Source organism: Alkalimonas delamerensis (assembly GCF_030717955.1).
GTDB classification, from domain to species: Bacteria; Pseudomonadota; Gammaproteobacteria; order Enterobacterales; family Alteromonadaceae; genus Alkalimonas; species Alkalimonas delamerensis.
The window spans coordinates 606,387-624,132 of record NZ_JAUZVY010000001.1; the positions used below are offsets into that span (position 1 = coordinate 606,387).

Sequence of the window (17,746 nt, forward strand, 5' to 3'; positions counted from 1 at the left end):
GAACACGAACATGATTAAACAGCTTCCTCGGGTGGGGGTGGTTGCCATTGCATTGGCATCGCCTGTTCTTTATGCTGCCCAAACGACGCCGGAGTTGGGGATCCGGGACAAGACCCCCAATCTGATTGCTTTAACCCATGCCACCGTCACGACAGAACCAGGCAAAACCATTGAAAATGCCACCGTGCTTATCCGCAATGGCGTCATTGAATCGGTTCGGGCATCAGGACCCGTTCCGGCTGGTTACCAGCAGCAGGATATGAGTGGCCACTACATTTATGCCGGTTTTATCGACCCCTTTACCCAGTATGGGGTAGAGCAGGCAAAAGCGGGGGCGGGGTTTCGTTTTGGTGAGCCGCCACAATACGACAACGAGCGTCGTGGTGGCAATGCTGGTAATGCAGCGATTCACGCCGAGCGTCGCTGGGCCGATGAGTTTAAGCCGGATGCCCGACAAGCTAAACCATTGCTGGAGCAAGGCTTTACTACGGTGCAGTCCGCCAGGCACGATGGTATCTTTCGAGGCACCGGTGTGGTGGCATCGTTAAAAGACGGTCTGGCCAATGAGGTGGTGCTAAAAGCGACCGGGCAGCACTTTATGTCGTTCAGTAAAGGCAGTTCAACGCAAAGCTATCCTTCCTCCCTGATGGGCAGTATTGCACTGATCCGACAGACTTTGTCGGATGCCGACTGGTATCAGCAAGCTTACGGCAAAACGGATTTGCGCTTTCACAGTCAGCCGGTTGAGTACAATGCTGCTTTGGCGGCTTTAGCCAACCTTCCCAACCAGGGCATCTTGTTTGAAACCAGCGACGAACAGTCTTTGCTTCGAGCGCATCGTTTATTGGCTGAGTTTGGTATAGAGCGAGTGGCGATGCTGGGCTCTGGCCATGAATACAGCCGATTGGAGCAAATCAAAGCCAGCAATCGGACTCTGGTGTTGCCATTGAATTTTCCGGCAGCGCCGGACGTGCATTACGCCGATGCGCAGCTGGATGTCAGCCTGGCCGATTTACGGCATTGGGAACGGGCACCAGCCAACCCTGCTGCGGTGGCTGGCGCCGGTATTCGTTTTGCGCTGACCAGTCATGGTCTGGAGCAGAAAAAAGATTTTTGGCCCAACTTAAGGCGGGCTATCGGCCATGGCTTGACCGAGCAGCAGGCTCTGGCTGCCTTAACTACAGTGCCTGCTGAGTTGTTAGGTTTGAATGCCCAGCTAGGCAAAGTGCAAGCTGGGTATCAGGCCGATCTGGTGGTAAGCCGCGGCAATCTGTTTGCCGATGGTGAAATTGTTGCGACCTGGTTACGTGGTCAACCGGTTCGGCATCAGGTCGAGGCTGCTGACTTGACGGGGCGTTATGCAATCTCTGTTGAAGGCCAGAGCGCTGATCTTCACCTGACCGGGCGGCCAGGTCGGCTGCAAGGTGAGCTTCGAGTCGGTGAACAGCGCATTAAGCTGGAGCATCTTCAGCAGCAAGGGCCGCAACTGCAATTTAGCTTGCCATTGCAAGACTGGTTGGGCCGTGCCGAAGTGTTGCAGTTTAGCGGCATGGTTGCCGACTCAGTGCTGAGTGGTCATTGGCTAAAAGCCGACGGCCAGCGCCAGGCGGTGCAAACGCAGCGGCACGCATTGCCTGCTGATGGGCCGAAAGAAGCAGCAGCACCCGCACCTTTGCTGTCGCAGTTAACCTTTCCGAACCGCGCTTTTGGTTTCACTGAGTTGCCGCGCCAGCAAAACTTGCACATTCAAAACGCCACCATCTGGACAGCGGCCGATGCCGGTGTTCTGACCGAAACCGACATTCTGGTGCGTGATGGCCGTATTCACCGGATTGGTCAGGGGCTGTCAACGCCGCGTGGCTATACGCTGATCGATGCGACCGGGATGCATCTGACCCCCGGCATCATTGATGAGCATTCGCATATTGCTACAGCCCAGGGCGTCAATGAAGGCTCGCATGCCAATACCGCTGAAGTGCGGCTTGGGGATGTGGTCAACCCGGATGACATCAATATTTACCGTGGCCTTGCTGGTGGTGTCACCGCGGTGCAGCTGCTGCATGGCAGTGCCAATCCCATTGGTGGTCAGGCACAGATCCTGCGGCTGCGCTGGGGCCAGGATGCCGAGGGCATGAAATTTGAAAATGCCCCACCCAGCATCAAATTTGCCTTGGGTGAAAATGTGAAGCAGTCCAACTGGGGAGCTCAGTTCTCGACCCGTTACCCGCAAACCCGAATTGGGGTTGAGACTTTTATCCGCGATCAATTCCAGGCCGCCAAAGAGTACCAAGCGAGCTGGCAGGCCTATCAGGGGTTATCACGCCGTGACCGGGCCAAAGTGGTGCCACCACGCCGTGATTACCAGCTGGAAACTCTGGTGCAAATCTTAAATGGTGAGCGTCATATTCATACCCACTCTTACGTTGCATCCGAAATTTTGATGCTGCTGGAATTGGCTGAAGATATGGGCTTTCACATCCAAACCTTTACCCACATTCTGGAAGGGTACAAAGTCGCTTCTGAGATGAAAGCGCACGGTGCCACTGTCTCTTCTTTCGCCGACTGGTGGGGATTTAAGATGGAGGTCAATGATGCCATTCCGACCAACACCTGCCTGATGCATGAGCAGGGACTGAATGTCAGCGTGAACTCGGACGACCCGGGGCTGTTGCGCCGCCTGAATCAGGAAGCGGCTAAATCGGTGATGTACTGTGGTATGGATGAACATGAGGCTCTTAAGATGGTCACCATCAACCCAGCGATCCAATTAAAAATTGACGATAAGGTGGGCTCAATTGAAGTCGGTAAAGAAGCGGACTTTGTGTTGTGGGATGGGCATCCGCTGTCTGTGTACAGTCAGGTGCAGCAAACCTGGATCCAGGGTGCGCGCTACTTTGATCGTGCTGCCGATCTGGCCATGCGAGATCAGCTGCAGCAAGAGCGTTACCAATTGATCCAGAAAGTTCTGACCGCGGGCGAGTCGGCACGGCAAGGCAGTCAGCAAGGCTATAAGGATGAAGATCCGATCTGGCACTGCGATGATCACCATGACTGGTTGCAGATCCGCTTTGGCCATCAACACTTTCACCAGCACGGCCATCACCATGGAGGAGCACACTAATGAAGCAGCTAACTTTCGGTGTTAAATGGATGATACCCATGCTCATGATGCTGCTGGCGCCTTGGGTACTGGCAGTGAACCCGGTGCCAGGTGCAGAGCAGCAGCAGCCTATTTTGTTGCAAAATGCGCTGGTGCATACGGTGGTGGATGCAACACCTGCTGTGCAGGATGTGTTGTTGGTCGATGGCAAAATTGCTGCGGTAGGTCGTAATTTATCGCTGCCGCCAAACACCCAAACCAAGGACCTCACTGGTAAACATCTGTACCCGGGGTTGCTGGCGCTGATAAACCAGCTGGGGTTGATTGAAGTGGAGGCCGTAAGGGCGACTCGCGATGATCGTGAAGTCACCCCGACCAACCCGGATCTGCGGGTCGAAGTGGCCTTTAATGCGGACTCCGTCGTTATTCCAACCATTCGCAGCAATGGCTTTACTCACAGCTTGATTTACCCTTCAGGCTCGATGATCACCGGTCGCTCAGCTTTGATGCAACTGGATGGCTGGAACTGGCAAGATGCGCTGGTGCAATCGGAGGTGGGGCTGCATGTGAACTGGCCATCGATGAGCATTCAGCGTGGCTGGCGCAGCAGCCAAAGCCCGGAGCATCAGCGTGAACAACAGCAGCAGCAATTGCAGCAATTGCATCATTACTTTGAGCAGGCGCATGCCTACTATCAGGCTGAACAAGCCGGCTTGAACCGTGGTCTGGACTCGCGCTGGCACCGAATGATGCCTTTTTTCAGCGGCGAGCTACCGCTCTTTGTTCATGCCGATGACCTGCGACAAATTCGCCAGGCGATGCGGTTGGCTGAGCGTTATCAAGCCAGGCTGGTGATTGTCGGTGGACGTGACAGCTGGCGCATGGCCGATGAACTGGCTGCGGCTTCGGTCGATGTGATCTACACTGCTCCGTTCGGTTTACCAAGCCGTGGTGATGAAGCCTACGACCAGGCCTTTACCGCCCCCGGCATCCTGCGCGATGCTGGTGTCCGAATTGCGCTATCGTTGGATGGCTTTTGGGACACCCGCAATCTGGTCTTTGCGACCGGCCATGTTACCCGCTATGGCTTAAGTGCCGAAGATGCCTTAAAAGCCCTGACTTTGGATGCCGCAACTATTGCCGGGGTTGCCGATCGGCTGGGCTCCATTGAAGTTGGTAAAAGTGCCACCCTGGTGGTGTCGGACGGGGATATCTTTGATTACCTTGGGCATCAGGTAGAGCAGATGTGGATTGATGGCAGGGCAGTGGATCTGGATAACCGCCATAAACAGCTGCATCGGCGATATCAGCAGCGCTATCAAGCGCGTTAACAATAAAAAAGGGTGCAAATTTGCACCCTTTTTTACAATGAAAGATTATTTCCTAGATTTACGCTGACGCAAAGCAGCCAAGCCGGCTAGCATTAGCAGTAAGGTTGCTGGTGCAGGAACCTGCAAGCCTCTGGCTTGATCGGTATCGGTAAAAAATACCATCTCGCCGGTTGCACCTTCTAAGCCAAAGTAAATTGACATGCTGGTGTATAAATCATAATAAAAGTTACCATTGAACCACACCTCATTGCTGTAAACGACTTCTGTTGGTTCGATACCACTAATATGTGTAAAGTAAGCACCGCGCTGAGAGCCCGGAGTCCCTGATGCTGTATCACTTTCTATATATTTAGCATCAAATACTGTATTGCCCGAAGCACCATTCAAATGCAACTTGGTTACTGCAACGGTAGTATTAAATACGAAGTCATTTAAGAAGCTATCACCTGCCAAACTAAGTTTCCAGCCATCACCAATGGCAGCACCATATACATCTGCATCTCCATCGATGGGGTCTTCCAGAGTACCGTTAAAACTTACAGTTTGACAGCTCAGATCAAGGAAGCAAGCGGTGACATTCATACCATGCAAATCTGCGCCTGTACTGAACTCAATCACTTGTTGCACTTCGAAGCGCGTCCCGGATTGGTAGTCGATAATGGTGGCATGAGCAGAGCTTGCTAGTAAACCCAGAGTCAGGGCAGTAGTGAACAATGGCTTCAACTTCATAATGATTCCTTTTAAACCTCAATAACGACGGGGAGCATCCATAGCATCCTCACTTCATGGCTAATTTTTATGCAAAAAACATGCCTTAAAATGCTTTTCCTTTAATAACAGTATATTATGATGTTGGTTTCGGCGAATTGTCAGCACGAATGATTTTGTTGTAAAAAAAACGGACAGCGCGCTCAACCGCCTGACCAGACAGAATTAAACCCAAGTTGTCTAAGTGCTGCTTCTACTCTATCACGCTGGTCATTTTGCACAATAATTTGTCCAGATTTGACACTGCCACCACAAGCACAGAATTGTTTTAGCTGTTTGCAAATCGCTTGCAGCTCTTCTGTCGTTCCAGCGATGCCGCTGATTACGATGACCGCTTTACCGCCACGTTTTTTGGTCTGCCGCTGCAGCCGAACTTTGCCATCCGGTGAGCCTGCATGCATGTCGTCGCTTTTTTCGGCTTTGATGCGCCCCTGGTCGGTGCTGTAAACCAGTTGTTCTGGTGGACTATCCTTTGCTTCCGGGCTGATTCCGGCCTGTTGTTGCCAGTCGGCCAGTGAAATGGTTTTTCGGCTCATGATAACTCCGTGAGCTGGGAGTGAAATCTTATTGGCATTTTGCCATTTTTTGCCTAAAATGGCGCACTATTTTTTAGAAATCTGGATGTCTAAAATGTCTGAGTGCAACCCCCTGATCCAGCAGTACCTGCAACGAAGCGGTCTTCAGCTTCAGCAAGAACTTGATGAACACGATATCGCACGCGACGTTCAGTGGCTGGAGCACTTTCTGGATGAAGCCGTGCGGCCAAGTGTACGCTGGCAGTACCCGGTTCCTGAGCTGGGTGAAGGCGGCGCTTGCTCACTGTTTGGGGAGCTGGCCGCAGAGCCTTACGATTTGGCGCTAACTTTGGGTGGAAAAAAAGCTGACACAGAGCATGCTTTGCAACAACTGCAGCTGTTTTGCCAGGCCTTTGAGCAGCGGACCGGGCTGGAGTGGTTCGGCATTTATCAGGCGAGACTTAAGCCACAGCCGGTTTTGGTCAAATTGGCCTACTACGGCGAGCCATCCAGAGCCGAGTTTCCGTTGAACGAAGTCTTTGCCCTGAGTAGCAACAACAGCAGTGTCGGTTTGAGCGGGCAAGCCCGGGTCATTAACGATGTACCTGCCTACCTGGCTTCAGGGGGACAGTATTACAGCTGCGACCCCAAAGTTCAGGCTGAAGCCTGTTTGCCACTGTTCGACCATTCAGGCAAAATAGTCGGCATTATTGATGCTGAAGCATTCAACAAAGATGTCTTTAACGCTGCGACTCTGACTTTGCTGGTGGCCATTTGTTTAATGGTACCCGCTTATTTACCCGCCGCAGTTCAACCATGCAGTGATTAACACAGGTGAGCACTATGTTTTCTCAGTTACAGCCAGTGGCAACCGATCCCATCCTTGGCTTGATGGCTGCCTATCAGCAGGACACAAATCCACAAAAAATTGATTTAGGTGTAGGCGTCTACAAGGACGAGCAGGGCCATACGGCTGTACTCAAGTGCGTGAAAAAAGCCGAAGCCTTGCGTCTGGCCAAAGAAGACAGCAAGACTTACATCGGCATGGCCGGTGATCTGGGCTTTAACCGCCACATTGAGCAGCTGGCTTTTGGCCAGCAGCATCCTGCACTGCTGGCCGGTCGTTTGACCACGGCTCACACTCCGGGCGGAACCGGTGCCTTGCGGGTTGCCGCCGAATTTATTAAGCGCGCTAATCCGGCTGCGACCATCTGGGTCAGCTCACCAACCTGGGCCAACCATATTTCGTTGTTTCAGGCTGCCGGCCTGACGGTCAAAGAATACAGCTACTACGATTACGACACCAAAGGCTTGCAAGAAGAAGCCATGTTTACCGAGCTGGCGCAAGTACAGCCGGGTGACGTGGTGCTGGTGCATGCCTGTTGCCACAACCCAAGCGGTCTGGACCTGACCTTTGCTCAGTGGCAGCGTTTTACCGAACTGGCAAAAGAGCGGGGCTTTACCCCGATGGTGGATATGGCTTACCAGGGCTTTGGTGCTGGTTTGGATGAAGACACTGCCGGATTACGCCATTTGGCCGCGGAAGTGCCAGAGCTGATTTTATGCAGCTCCTGCTCGAAAAACTTTGGTTTGTACCGTGAGCGCATTGGTGCTTGCACCTTGTTAACAGAGCACAGCAAAGCCGCCGAAATTGCCCGCTCAGTGCTACTTAGTGTGGTGCGTAGCATTTACTCGATGCCACCGGCGCATGGCGCCATTATTGTCAGTCATATTCTCGATAGCAATGAGCTGACCGCACTCTGGCATCAAGAGCTGGCTGAGATGCGCAACCGCATCAATGATTACCGCCAACTGATGGTCGATAAGTTTAAAGCCGAAGGCATTGCACAGGATTTCAGTTTTATCACTCGTCAGCATGGGATGTTCAGCTTTCTTGGGATCAACAAAGCGCAAATTGATCGCTTGCGGGATGAGTACAGCATCTACATGGTGGGTTCCAGCCGGGTTAGCATTTCCGGTCTGAACCACAGCAACATCGATTACTTTGCCAAGTCGGTTGCTGCTGTGCTGAAGTAAGTTCGTTCTGCCATTGCAAAAGCCGCAGTGACGCCTTGATAGGTTGTGCTGCGGCTTTTGTTTTTCTGGCAAATGATCATACACTTAGAACAGAGAACACCACAGGAAAGCTGTCAATGCCAGCAATTACTCAGTTAATGAGCCGTAATCCGGTTAGCGTGTCGCCAGATGACACCCTTGAAGTTGTGAAAGAGATTTTCGATCAGGTGAAATTCCATCACTTGCTGGTGGTCGAGAAGCAGCAACTGCTTGGGGTGATTTCAGATCGTGACTTGTTTAAAGCCTTAAGCCCTAATTTAGGCACGGCGGCCGAGACCACCAAAGACTTGGCCACCCTGAAGAAGCGGGTGCATCAGGTGATGCATCGTCAACCGATAAGTCTGTCGGTTGGCGCCGAAGTGATGGATGCGGTGCGGCTGTTCAACCGGGAGCGGGTCTCCTGCATTCCGGTGGTGGATAGTTTTAACCGGCCGCTGGGTATTGTCAGCTGGCGCGATATCATGCAGGCGCTGGAAAAGAAACAGCCACGTCCGGAGTAGAGCGTGGCTGCTTTGTCAGGCTTTTAGATTTTCTTGTACTTGATGCGATGCGGCTCCAGCGCCTGAGCACCCAGGGTTTCTTTCATCCAGGCTTCGTAATCCGAGTAGTTGCCTTCAAAGAAATTGACCTGGCCTTCATCACGGTAATCCAATATGTGGGTGGCAATACGGTCAAGGAACCAGCGATCGTGCGAGATCACCATGACGCAGCCGGGGAAGTCCAACAAGGCGTTTTCCAAAGCGCGCAAGGTTTCTACGTCCAAATCGTTGGTCGGCTCATCCAGCAGCAGCATGTTGCCGCCAGCGCGCAGCAGCTTGGCCAAATGCACCCGGTTGCGCTCACCACCGGATAAATCACCGATAAACTTTTGCTGATCGTTGCCTTTAAAGTTAAAGCGACCGACATAAGCCCGGCTCTGAAGCTGAAAATTACCAATCTGCAGGATGTCCTGGCCATCGGAGATTTCCTGCCAAACCGTGTTTTTGGCGTTCATGCTGTCACGGAACTGCTCAACCGACGCCACCTGCACGGTATCGCCAAGCTCAATGCTGCCGGAGTCTGGCTGCTCGGAGCCGGTGATCATCTTAAACAGCGTCGATTTACCGGCACCGTTCGGGCCGATAATTCCGACAATGGCCCCTTTCGGAATGCTGAAGCTTAAATCTTCAATCAGCAAGCGATCGCCGAAGCTTTTACGCAGGTGGCTGACTTCCAGTACCTTGTCACCCAGGCGCGGACCAGGTGGAATAAAGAGCTCGTTGGTTTCATTGCGCTTTTGAAAGTCGGAGTTTTGCAATTCTTCAAAGCGGGCCATCCGCGCCTTGCTCTTGGCATGACGTCCTTTGGGATTGGTGCGTACCCACTCCAGCTCCTGCTTGATGGAGCGCTGCCGTGCCTGCTCGCTGCGCTCTTCCTGCGCCAGACGGGCTTCTTTTTGCTCCAGCCAGGATGAGTAGTTGCCTTCCCATGGAATGCCGTAGCCACGGTCCAGTTCCAGAATCCAGCCGGCGACATTGTCGAGGAAATACCGATCGTGGGTAATGGCGACCACAGTGCCCGGGTAGTCGTGCAGGAAGCGTTCCAGCCAGGCCACCGACTCGGCATCCAGGTGGTTGGTCGGCTCGTCCAGCAGCAGCATGTCCGGGCGCTCCAGCAGCAAGCGGCATATGGCCACCCGGCGGCGCTCACCACCGGACAAATGCTCAATTTTGGCATCCCAGGCCGGCAGGCGCAGCGCATCGGCGGCCCGCTCCAGCGTATTGTCGAGGTTGTGGCCATCTTTGGCCTGAATTAAGGCTTCCAGCTCGCCTTGCTCTTTGGCCAGTGCATCAAAATCGGCATTTTCTTCGGCATAAGCGGCATAGACCTCATCCAGCCGGGTGAAGGCTTGCTTCACATCGGCGACCGCTTCTTCCACGATCTCCCGCACGGTTTTGCTGGTATCCAGTACCGGCTCTTGCGGCAAATAACCAATTTTGGTGCCGGTCAGTGGCCGGGCTTCGCCTTCAAAATCCTGATCCACGCCCGCCATAATGCGCAGCAGGGTGGATTTACCAGCGCCGTTTAAGCCCAGCACGCCGATTTTGGCGCCGGGGAAAAACGACAATGAAATGTCTTTTAAAATGGTCTTTTTCGGTGGGACCACCTTTGAGACCCGATGCATGGTGTAAATGTACTGTGCCATAGCGTCCATCTTCCTGGTTGCAAGTGCTCGGATTGTACGTGATTTGCCGCAGATCGTGAAGCCGGGCTAGCCGATAAGGCTGGCACTTTGCCCCTGATTTCTGTTCTAATAGACGCTATGACAGCCAACTTTGTGAAGCCTTATGTCTGAAGCACAGCATGATCCGAAATACCAACAGTTTGTCGAAGCCGCAAAAACCAATGGGGTGGTTTATGCACTGGCCGAAGGTGAAGACTTATTGGTGGTGGAGTCGGTCGAATACGAAGAAACCGATGTGATCCCGTTTTGGTCCTCCGAGGCCGATGCCAAAGCCCATTGCAGTGATGAGTGGGCCAGTTACCAGCCAGAGGCGATTCCACTGGATGTGTTTTGCGATGCCTGGCTAAAAGAAATGTACGACGACGGCCTGTTGATTGGCACCAATTGGGATCAGGACTTAACCGGGCCGGAAGTCGAGCCGACTGTTTTGCTGGCGGCGTTGCGTCTGGTACAATAAGCGGTTATTTCAGATTGGCTTGGCTTTGGCTGAACCAGCCTGAGGGCACCGCTGTATAAAGGGGCAGAATCCCCTTGTTTTGGAAAAGTTATGTTATCTGAAGAAGCCATTCGCGTTCGTAGCGCGCTTGAGGAAAAAGGCCTGGAAACGCCGATGCTGGATACCGGCTTATCGCGTGATCAGAAATACCAGAAAATTTCGGCGCTGATGACCGAGGTGGTGCAGACCCTTGGGCTGGACTTGGCCGACGACAGCCTGGCGGAAACGCCGCACCGCATTGCCAAGATGTATGTCGACGAAATTTTCTCGGGGCTGGATTACCGTCATTTTCCCAAGGTCACTCAGATTGACAACAAAATGAATGTCAAAGAGATGATCAAGGTGCGGGATATCAGTGTCTCCAGCACTTGTGAGCATCACTTTATCACCATCGATGGCAATGCCACTGTCGCCTACATTCCGGATCAAAAAGTCATTGGCCTGTCGAAAATCAACCGTATAGTGCGCTTTTTTGCCCAGCGCCCTCAGGTGCAGGAGCGGTTAACCGAGCAGGTGTTGGTAGCACTGCAAACCTTGCTGGAAACCGACAATGTGGCCGTCAGCATTGAAGCGGTGCATTACTGCGTCAAAGCCCGTGGGGTGATGGACACCAACTCCAAAACTCAAACCACGGCCCTTGGTGGCTCCTTCCGTGAAGACGCCCGTACCCGGGCAGAGTTCTTTTCTCGGTTAAGTTAATTTTTACCCGAAAAGGCGTAAGCGATAAAAAACGGCAGCTTTACGGCTGCCGTTTTTTATCGCTGTGCTGCGGCAAATCACTATTGCGTAGGATGCTGATAATAGACATGATAGTGGTTTTCAGCATCGTTTTGAGCATGTCTAAGTGCTATCTCAGCCCCTTGCAGCCACTGCTTGGCATTAAGCTTGGGATCCAATAAACAGACGCCGATTTTGATACCAAGTTCGCAATGATAACCGCTTTTCTTAATGGGAAGTGCAATCAGGTTAAACAGTTGTGTGGCTGCAATGCTAAGGTCGGGTGATGTTGTATCCTCCCCGGTTGCCAACAGTGGCCAAAGTACCGCAAATTCATTACCACCTACCCGAGCCAGCTCGTATATGGGGCCGAAATGTTGTTGCAGCCGCTCCGCAACATGGAGCAGCACAAGGTCGCCAAAGTGGTAGCTGGTTGATTTGTTGAGCTGCTTGAAGTTTTCCAGATTGATCAAAAACAAGCCAAATCGCAACTTGGTTTCGTTGTAACTGTGAACGACGGTTTCCAATGTATTTAGATACAAGGCACGGTTCGCTAGTTTGGTGAGTGGATCCTGGGCTTTGGCTGCGAATGGAGTTGACTCCAGCATGGTGCACCTCCTTGCAATGGCTGGCAGCATGGGCTGCCAGCCGGTTGGACTAAGCGGCGGATAGACGGAACTGATGTGCCAGCTCCTGCTGTTCCAACCCCAATTGGCTCAAGGTGCTGCTGGTTTTGGCGGTTTCTTCAATCGCCACCGAAGACTGTTCGGTAGCGACCTGAATATTGGTCAGGCTGCGATTGATCTCTTCGGCCACGGTGCTTTGCTGCAGGGCAGCGGCGGCAATTTGCTGGTTCATTTGCTGAATATTCTGAATGTTCTGCAAAATACTTTCGATGGCATCGCTGGCATCGTCGGTGGATTCAAACACATTGTTTGCCAGCTCGGTATTGGCTTGCATGGCCGCGACCGCCAGTTCGGTTTTGCGCTGCAGCCGTTTGATCACATCGTCAATTTGCGCGGTCGATGCCTGGGCCCGGGTGGCCAGTTGCCGCACTTCATCTGCGACTACGGAAAAGCCGCGGCCTGCTTCACCGGCGCGTGCTGCTTCAATGGCAGCATTCAGGGCCAGCAGGTTGGTTTGCTCGGTAATGCTGCTAATAACATCCAAAATCGAGCCAATGCTGTTGGCTTCTTCCTGCAACTCGGCAATGGAGCTTGCCGATTGATTGACATCTTTTGCCAGTTGCTTAATGCCGGACATGGTTTTGTCCAGAATTTGATTACTCAGCTCTGCTTGCTCGGCCGATTGGGTTGCAGCATTGGAGGCTTCTTCCGCGCTGCGGGCAACCTCCTGGACCGTCGCCGTCATTTCATTCATCGCCGCGGCTACTTGTTCAGTTTCTACTTTTTGCTGGCTGACACCGGCGCTGGTTTGCTGAGAAATTACCGCCATTTCCTCGGTCGAGCTGGCCAGTTGGGTAATGCCACTGGATAATCGCAGGATCAACTGACGCAAACTGACCGTCATACGCTGCATGGCTTGGGTCAATTGGCCCAGTTCATCCTTGCGATCGCTGTGCAAATCTTCGGTTAAATCGCCATCGGCAATTTTATTGGCGACAGCGACCACTTGCTGCAGTGGCAGCACAATCAAGCGGGTGATAAGCAGGGCGGCAGCGATGCCCAGCAACAGTGCCATGCTGCTGGCTATCAACAGCACCCAACGCAGCTGCTGCTCCTGACGCTGCATTTGGCCGAGTTGGCGCTCAAGCGATTGCTCGGCACTGTCTACCACCAATCTGGCCTGGGTATTCAGTTGTTGTTCCGATGTATTGGCCGCTTCGACCAAGCGACGGAATTCGGTAAAGTACTGCTGGTATTGTTGCAATTGCTCCAGACTGTAGTCCAGCTCCGTCAACAGGCTGCGGTGCAAGCCACTTTGCCGCAGTTGCTGGCTGTACTGCTCAACCAACCCCAGTTGTTGCTGCAAAGCGTTGTAATCATCCAGTGACTCACTCATTACAAAGGTGCGCTCCAACCGACGAGCTTCCAGCAAGGCCCGGGCGGCATCGCTGGCAAGCTGTGACTGCTGCAGGCTCTGAATGCTGGCCTGATCGCCTTGCGCCTGGATAAGCCCAATAGTTTGCTCGCGCAATTGCAGTTCCAGCTGGTTAAAGACGTTTAAGGCATAGCGGGCATTTTCTTCCATTTGTTGCTGCCGCAGCTGGCTGGTTCGCTCCAGCTCCAGATAAGTTGCCAGCTCCTGCTGATAACGGCTGGCCTCTTGCTGCATTTGTTGCATCTGGGCAATGCTGTCGCTGGTGGTAAAAGCGGCCGAGGCACTGTCCGCCAGCTCTATGCTTTGTGCAATCAGTGCATTGGCCTCTGTTAAATACTGCTCATCGAGGCGCAGCATAAAGTTTTTTTCCTGCTGCCGGGCTTCGCCGACCAAAATGCTGATGGTTTTAACCTGATTCAACAGCGCAAAGCGCTCGCTCAGGCTGCTCAGAGCTTGCATACTGAGCCAGCTGATTCCAAGCAGGATGGCGAGTACCAAACCAAAGCCGCTGAATAATTTTTTCTGTACGGTCATGTTGCAGAGCAAGCGGTAGAAAGTCGCCATGATGGATTCTCCAATAAGTGTCCACCAATATTTACTCCTCCGTGCTTGGCTGGGTTCACAGCAGGGGAGTTTAAAAGTCCCTTTTTTAGTAAAATCTACATAACATTCTGAATTTGTTGAGTAATAAAAAATAGTAAGGTTAGTGCCGATAAAATCGAACGATTGCTGGCGAAAGCCACTAGGCTGTCAGGCTTGTTGCTGCGCAAAGGCTTGCTGAATAAAGGCGGTGGCCGCTTCTGCTGGCATAGGACGGCCATAATGGTAGCCCTGAATGGCTTCGCAGCCGAGTTGCTGCAACAAGCCTTGGTGCTCTGATGTTTCGACCCCTTCGGCGATGGTTTTTAGTCCCAGGCTTTGCGCCAGCCGGATAATGGCGGTCACAATGGCGCGGTCATCCTGATCGTCCAGCAAGTCGCGGACAAAGGACTGATCGATCTTGAGTTTATTCAGCTTGAATCGTTTCAGGTAACTCAGCGACGAGTAACCGGTACCAAAATCATCGATGGCGACCTGAATGCCAGCTTCCCGAATGGCGTTAACCGTTGCGATGGCTTTTTCGGCATCGTCGACCATGGCGCTTTCGGTGATTTCCAGTTCAATCTGGTTGGCTGGCAGTCGGGCCAGTTGCAACTGATTGACAATGGTCGACAGCAAGTCTGGCTGGCGAAATTGCACCGGTGACAGGTTAATGGCCATCACCAAAGGTTCGAATCCTGCTTGCTGCCAAGCCTTTTGTTGCTGTATGGCGTGCTGCAGCACCCAGTCACCCAGCTTGGTCATCAAACCGCTGGATTCGGCAATAGGAATAAATTCGGCCGGTGAAATAAAGCCAAGCTCTGGGTGTTGCCAGCGCAATAGGGCTTCAAAGCCAGTAAGGCGCTGTTGCAGCAAGCAATACTGCGGCTGATACACCAGTTGCAGTTGATCGCGCTCGATGGCATGGCGCAGCGCATTCTCCAGCTGCAAGCTGCGATTGAACTGGCTTTGCATGCCTGCGGTAAAAAAGCAGTAGCTGTTGCGGCCATTTTCTTTGGCCTGAAACATGGCAATATCGGCATGCTTATTGAGATCAAAGAAGTTGTCACCATCCGCCGGATAGATGGCAATGCCGATGGAGGCAGAGACACTCAGCGGGTCCCTGGTCAAAAAGTAAGGTGTTTGCAGGGTTTGCAAAATGCGCCCGGCCAGCTTGCCGGCTGCCTGCTGATCGGTGTCGGGCAACAGCAAAATAAACTCATCGCTGCTAAGCCGGCTTAAGGTGTCCTGGCTGCGGGTCAGGCTTTTCAAGCGCTGAGCGGCTTGCACCAGCAGCTCATCACCCACCTGGTGCCCCAAAGAGTCGTTAATTTTTTTAAAGCGATCCAGGTCGATAAACAGCATGGCCAGTTGGCTGTGATTGCGTTTGGCGCGTTGAATGGCTTGCTCGGTCCTGTCGAGCAACAGGGTTCGATTGGGCAGCTGGGTCAGGGAATCAAAATGGGCCAGAAAGTTGAGTTTCTCCTGGTCTTGTTTGTAGCTGCTAATGTCACTAAAGGAAGCGACGTAATGGGTCAGTTGACCCTTCGCGTTGAGAATCTGGCTGATGCTAAGCCACTCCGGGTAGAGTTCGCCATTTTTGCGTCGGTTCCAGATCTCGCCTTGCCAGCTGCCATGACGTTGAATGGCCTGTTGCATCGCCTGGTAAAAGCTTTTGTCGTGTTTGCCGGAAGATAGAATGCTGGGTGTTTTTCCTTGCACTTCTTCAGCTGTGTAGCCGCTAATTTGGCAAAAGGCGCGATTGACCAGCAGAATTTTTTGTTCCGGATCGGTAATCAGCATACCCTCTGAGCTTTGCTCAAACAGTTGCTCCAGCAGTTTTAATTTCAGCTCGCTCTGTTTTTGCCGGCTGATATCAATGTGGGTGCCTACTGTTATTGACGAAGGGGTACCATCTATCCCCGTCAAAGTGCGGCCACGGGATAAAACCCAAACCCAGTCGCCATTTTGGTGGCGCATCCGAAACTGGCTTTCATACAAGCCGATTGGCTGTTGCAGGTAGTCCAGAAAGGCCTGGCTGGCCGCAGCAACATCATCCGGATGAATCAGATCCAGCCAGCAGGACGCCAGATTGTCCTTGCCTGATTGATCAAAGCCTTGCCGGTCTCGCCCTAGCATGCTGAAGTACTCGCGACTGCACTTTAAGAAGTTGCGGCTTTGGTCGTACTCCCAGCCGCCGGTATCGGACGCCTGTACAAAAGAGCGGTACCGCTCCAGGGTTTGCTGCAACTCTTGGGTACGCTCGGTTACCTGATGCGCCAGCAAGCCGCGTTGACCGCGCATCTGCAAATAAAACAACGCAAAGCCATACAGCATCAGGCTGGAGAGCAACCCAAAAACAAGTTCCAGCCAAAACGGCAGCCGCTCTTGCCAGCTGGGGACGTAGTGCAAGTCCAATTGCCAGGGGTTATCGGCTAAGGGTAGGGTAAAGGACTGCTCTGGCTGATGAAACTGCGGGTGTTGTCGAATCGATTGATGACTTTGGTCCGGAGCCTGGCGCCACAGATGAAAACGTACCCCAGGGCTTTGAAAAAACTCGGTTTGCAGGCTATCCAGGATGGGATCCAGCTGCAGGGTGACATTGATAAAACCCCAGAATGCCGGGTCTTCGGATTGGACAACAAGGGGCAGCCGGCCAACCACACCAAAGCCGCCTTGCACCAGGGAAAAAGGTCCATTGAGTCGCAGTTCTCCTGCGGCTTTGGCGCGCCTTGCTTCTTGTTGTTGGCCGGGATGGGCAAACATATCAAAACCGAGCAGAGCTTCATTGCCCGTCAGTGGGTAAACGGCTTCAATAACCCCTTGAGGTGCCAACGAAATGGCCTGAATGTCGGGGTAGTAAGCAAGCAGCTCTTTAGCGTAGCTTGAAAAATCAATGTGCTCATTACCTTGTTGCATGATACCGGCTGCAATGGCATAGGCCGTGGTAAAGTTACGCTCCAGACGAAGCTGCAACTGATTCAAAAATGACTGGGCGGTTTGTGCCAGTGCCAGTTGTTGGCGTTCAGTGCGTTGAGTGTCCAAATACCACACAAAGGCCGTGTTCAGCAGCAGGCCGGCCAAAAGTAATGCCATGGCAGCCGGATGCGCTTTAAATTGTCCTAAAGTACGAAGTGTCTTCATGAAATGTGGATGATTTTTGCTCTGTGGTGCCCGCTTAGTACGATTAAAGTCGGAGCTGTGATGATGCAATGTTCCTTATTGTAGACCAATCAAAGATTTAATGCTGTGAAAACTGGATCCAGTTGAACTATCCTACCGTATCATCCAGACTTACTTTTCAACCTTTGCGGAGCTTTCCAATGAAAACCACCTGGTTTATCACGTTTGGCGCAGTTGTATTCAGTGGCCAGTTGCTGGCCAGTCAATGCGGTGCCGTCCTTGGCCACTCGATGCAACAGTTAAATACCCGTGAGACCGTCGATTTGTGCGCAGAGTATCAAGGCAAAACGCTGTTGGTGGTCAATACCGCCAGCCGCTGTGGCTTTACGCCTCAGTTTGAAGCCTTGCAGCAACTCTATCAGAGTTATCGCGAACAAGGTTTGGTGGTGCTGGGTTTTCCTTCCAATGATTTCCGTCAGGAGCACAGCGATGAGGCCAGAACTGCCGAGGTGTGCTATCTGGACTATGGGGTCGAGTTTCCGATGTTCTCCACCACCTCGGTCCGGGGGCGGAGTGCAAACCCGGTATTTCGTGCCTTGATTGATAAAAGTGGCCAGCAACCATCGTGGAACTTCAATAAATACCTGGTGAGTGCCGACGAGCAAACCGTGCTGCATTTTGGCAGCCGGGTCAGCCCATCGGATCCAGCCTTTGTGGCTGAGTTGGAAAAGTTACTGGCGGCAGGCGGTTAAAGCC

General features: G+C 52.7%; 14 protein-coding genes. 8 read left to right on the forward strand and 6 right to left on the reverse strand.

What is annotated here, in order from left to right:
* Window positions 1-10: 10 nt before the first annotated feature.
* A complete protein-coding gene (locus Q3O59_RS02775; protein WP_305944133.1) occupies window positions 11-3,121 on the forward strand; it encodes an amidohydrolase family protein in 3,111 nt (1,036 codons plus the stop codon).
* A 29-nt stretch (window positions 3,122-3,150) separates the two neighbouring features.
* Window positions 3,151-4,431 carry an amidohydrolase family protein gene (locus Q3O59_RS02780; RefSeq protein WP_305944442.1) on the forward strand — a complete coding sequence of 427 codons (1,281 nt, stop codon included), beginning with the start codon at window positions 3,151-3,153 and terminating at the stop codon, window positions 4,429-4,431.
* A gap of 45 nt (window positions 4,432-4,476) precedes the next feature.
* Here Q3O59_RS02780 and Q3O59_RS02785 read toward each other — a convergent pair whose 3' ends face one another.
* Complete coding sequence (locus Q3O59_RS02785) at window positions 4,477-5,160, reverse strand: PEP-CTERM sorting domain-containing protein (protein WP_305944134.1); 684 nt, start codon at window positions 5,158-5,160, stop codon at window positions 4,477-4,479.
* 182 nt (window positions 5,161-5,342) lie between these two features.
* The gene (locus tag Q3O59_RS02790; RefSeq protein ID WP_305944135.1) at window positions 5,343-5,735 is read right to left on the reverse strand and encodes a translation initiation factor; all 393 of its coding nucleotides are present in this window, start codon (window positions 5,733-5,735) and stop codon (window positions 5,343-5,345) included.
* Between the two features lie 94 nt (window positions 5,736-5,829).
* Between Q3O59_RS02790 and Q3O59_RS02795 the strand changes: the two genes are divergently transcribed.
* The 3 genes from Q3O59_RS02795 to Q3O59_RS02805 all read left to right on the forward strand — a co-directional run bounded on the left by Q3O59_RS02795 (window position 5,830) and on the right by Q3O59_RS02805 (window position 8,290).
* The gene (locus Q3O59_RS02795) at window positions 5,830-6,543 is read left to right on the forward strand and encodes a GAF domain-containing protein (RefSeq protein ID WP_305944136.1); all 714 of its coding nucleotides are present in this window, start codon (window positions 5,830-5,832) and stop codon (window positions 6,541-6,543) included.
* Between the two features lie 14 nt (window positions 6,544-6,557).
* Window positions 6,558-7,751, forward strand: a complete 1,194-nt coding sequence (locus Q3O59_RS02800) for an amino acid aminotransferase (RefSeq protein ID WP_305944137.1) — start codon at window positions 6,558-6,560, stop codon at window positions 7,749-7,751.
* A 116-nt stretch (window positions 7,752-7,867) separates the two neighbouring features.
* Window positions 7,868-8,290 (forward strand): CBS domain-containing protein, encoded by a 423-nt coding sequence (locus Q3O59_RS02805; protein ID WP_305944138.1) that lies wholly within the window; start codon window positions 7,868-7,870, stop codon window positions 8,288-8,290.
* Window positions 8,291-8,313: 23 nt separating this feature from the next.
* Here the strand turns inward: Q3O59_RS02805 and ettA are convergent, their stop codons facing one another.
* Window positions 8,314-9,975, reverse strand: coding sequence for an energy-dependent translational throttle protein EttA (gene ettA, locus Q3O59_RS02810; protein WP_305944139.1), 1,662 nt, complete (start codon window positions 9,973-9,975; stop codon window positions 8,314-8,316).
* Between the two features lie 142 nt (window positions 9,976-10,117).
* Here ettA and Q3O59_RS02815 point away from each other — a divergent pair, with 142 nt between their 5' ends.
* Together Q3O59_RS02815 and folE are read left to right on the forward strand one after the other, a co-directional pair.
* On the forward strand, window positions 10,118-10,471 hold the full coding sequence (locus Q3O59_RS02815) for a DUF2750 domain-containing protein (RefSeq protein WP_305944140.1): 354 nt from the start codon (window positions 10,118-10,120) through the stop codon (window positions 10,469-10,471).
* A gap of 90 nt (window positions 10,472-10,561) precedes the next feature.
* On the forward strand, window positions 10,562-11,209 hold the full coding sequence (gene folE, locus Q3O59_RS02820; RefSeq protein ID WP_305944141.1) for a GTP cyclohydrolase I FolE: 648 nt from the start codon (window positions 10,562-10,564) through the stop codon (window positions 11,207-11,209).
* A gap of 80 nt (window positions 11,210-11,289) precedes the next feature.
* Here the strand turns inward: folE and Q3O59_RS02825 are convergent, their stop codons facing one another.
* From Q3O59_RS02825 to Q3O59_RS02835, 3 genes are all read right to left on the reverse strand, one after another.
* The gene (locus Q3O59_RS02825) at window positions 11,290-11,835 is read right to left on the reverse strand and encodes a GGDEF domain-containing protein (protein WP_305944142.1); all 546 of its coding nucleotides are present in this window, start codon (window positions 11,833-11,835) and stop codon (window positions 11,290-11,292) included.
* A gap of 49 nt (window positions 11,836-11,884) precedes the next feature.
* Window positions 11,885-13,852: a methyl-accepting chemotaxis protein gene (locus Q3O59_RS02830; RefSeq protein WP_305944143.1), complete on the reverse strand. Its 1,968-nt coding sequence runs from the start codon at window positions 13,850-13,852 to the stop codon at window positions 11,885-11,887.
* 186 nt (window positions 13,853-14,038) lie between these two features.
* Window positions 14,039-17,011, reverse strand: a complete 2,973-nt coding sequence (locus tag Q3O59_RS02835) for an EAL domain-containing protein (RefSeq protein WP_305944144.1) — start codon at window positions 17,009-17,011, stop codon at window positions 14,039-14,041.
* A gap of 179 nt (window positions 17,012-17,190) precedes the next feature.
* Between Q3O59_RS02835 and Q3O59_RS02840 the strand changes: the two genes are divergently transcribed.
* Window positions 17,191-17,742 (forward strand): glutathione peroxidase, encoded by a 552-nt coding sequence (locus tag Q3O59_RS02840; RefSeq protein WP_305944145.1) that lies wholly within the window; start codon window positions 17,191-17,193, stop codon window positions 17,740-17,742.
* The last annotated feature ends 4 nt before the right edge of the window (window positions 17,743-17,746 follow it).

What these genes read in the sequence shown, in the direction of transcription:
- Q3O59_RS02775 (WP_305944133.1), top strand. Translation starts at nt 11, where the DNA reads ATGATTAAACAGCTTCCTCGGGTGGGGGTGGTTGCCATTGCATTGGCA.
- Q3O59_RS02780 (WP_305944442.1), top strand. Translation starts at nt 3,151, where the DNA reads ATGATACCCATGCTCATGATGCTGCTGGCGCCTTGGGTACTGGCAGTG.
- Q3O59_RS02785 (WP_305944134.1), bottom strand. Translation starts at nt 5,160, where the DNA reads ATGAAGTTGAAGCCATTGTTCACTACTGCCCTGACTCTGGGTTTACTA.
- Q3O59_RS02790 (WP_305944135.1), bottom strand. Translation starts at nt 5,735, where the DNA reads ATGAGCCGAAAAACCATTTCACTGGCCGACTGGCAACAACAGGCCGGA.
- Q3O59_RS02795 (WP_305944136.1), top strand. Translation starts at nt 5,830, where the DNA reads ATGTCTGAGTGCAACCCCCTGATCCAGCAGTACCTGCAACGAAGCGGT.
- Q3O59_RS02800 (WP_305944137.1), top strand. Translation starts at nt 6,558, where the DNA reads ATGTTTTCTCAGTTACAGCCAGTGGCAACCGATCCCATCCTTGGCTTG.
- Q3O59_RS02805 (WP_305944138.1), top strand. Translation starts at nt 7,868, where the DNA reads ATGCCAGCAATTACTCAGTTAATGAGCCGTAATCCGGTTAGCGTGTCG.
- ettA (WP_305944139.1), bottom strand. Translation starts at nt 9,975, where the DNA reads ATGGCACAGTACATTTACACCATGCATCGGGTCTCAAAGGTGGTCCCA.
- Q3O59_RS02815 (WP_305944140.1), top strand. Translation starts at nt 10,118, where the DNA reads ATGTCTGAAGCACAGCATGATCCGAAATACCAACAGTTTGTCGAAGCC.
- folE (WP_305944141.1), top strand. Translation starts at nt 10,562, where the DNA reads ATGTTATCTGAAGAAGCCATTCGCGTTCGTAGCGCGCTTGAGGAAAAA.
- Q3O59_RS02825 (WP_305944142.1), bottom strand. Translation starts at nt 11,835, where the DNA reads ATGCTGGAGTCAACTCCATTCGCAGCCAAAGCCCAGGATCCACTCACC.
- Q3O59_RS02830 (WP_305944143.1), bottom strand. Translation starts at nt 13,852, where the DNA reads ATGGCGACTTTCTACCGCTTGCTCTGCAACATGACCGTACAGAAAAAA.
- Q3O59_RS02835 (WP_305944144.1), bottom strand. Translation starts at nt 17,011, where the DNA reads ATGAAGACACTTCGTACTTTAGGACAATTTAAAGCGCATCCGGCTGCC.
- Q3O59_RS02840 (WP_305944145.1), top strand. Translation starts at nt 17,191, where the DNA reads ATGAAAACCACCTGGTTTATCACGTTTGGCGCAGTTGTATTCAGTGGC.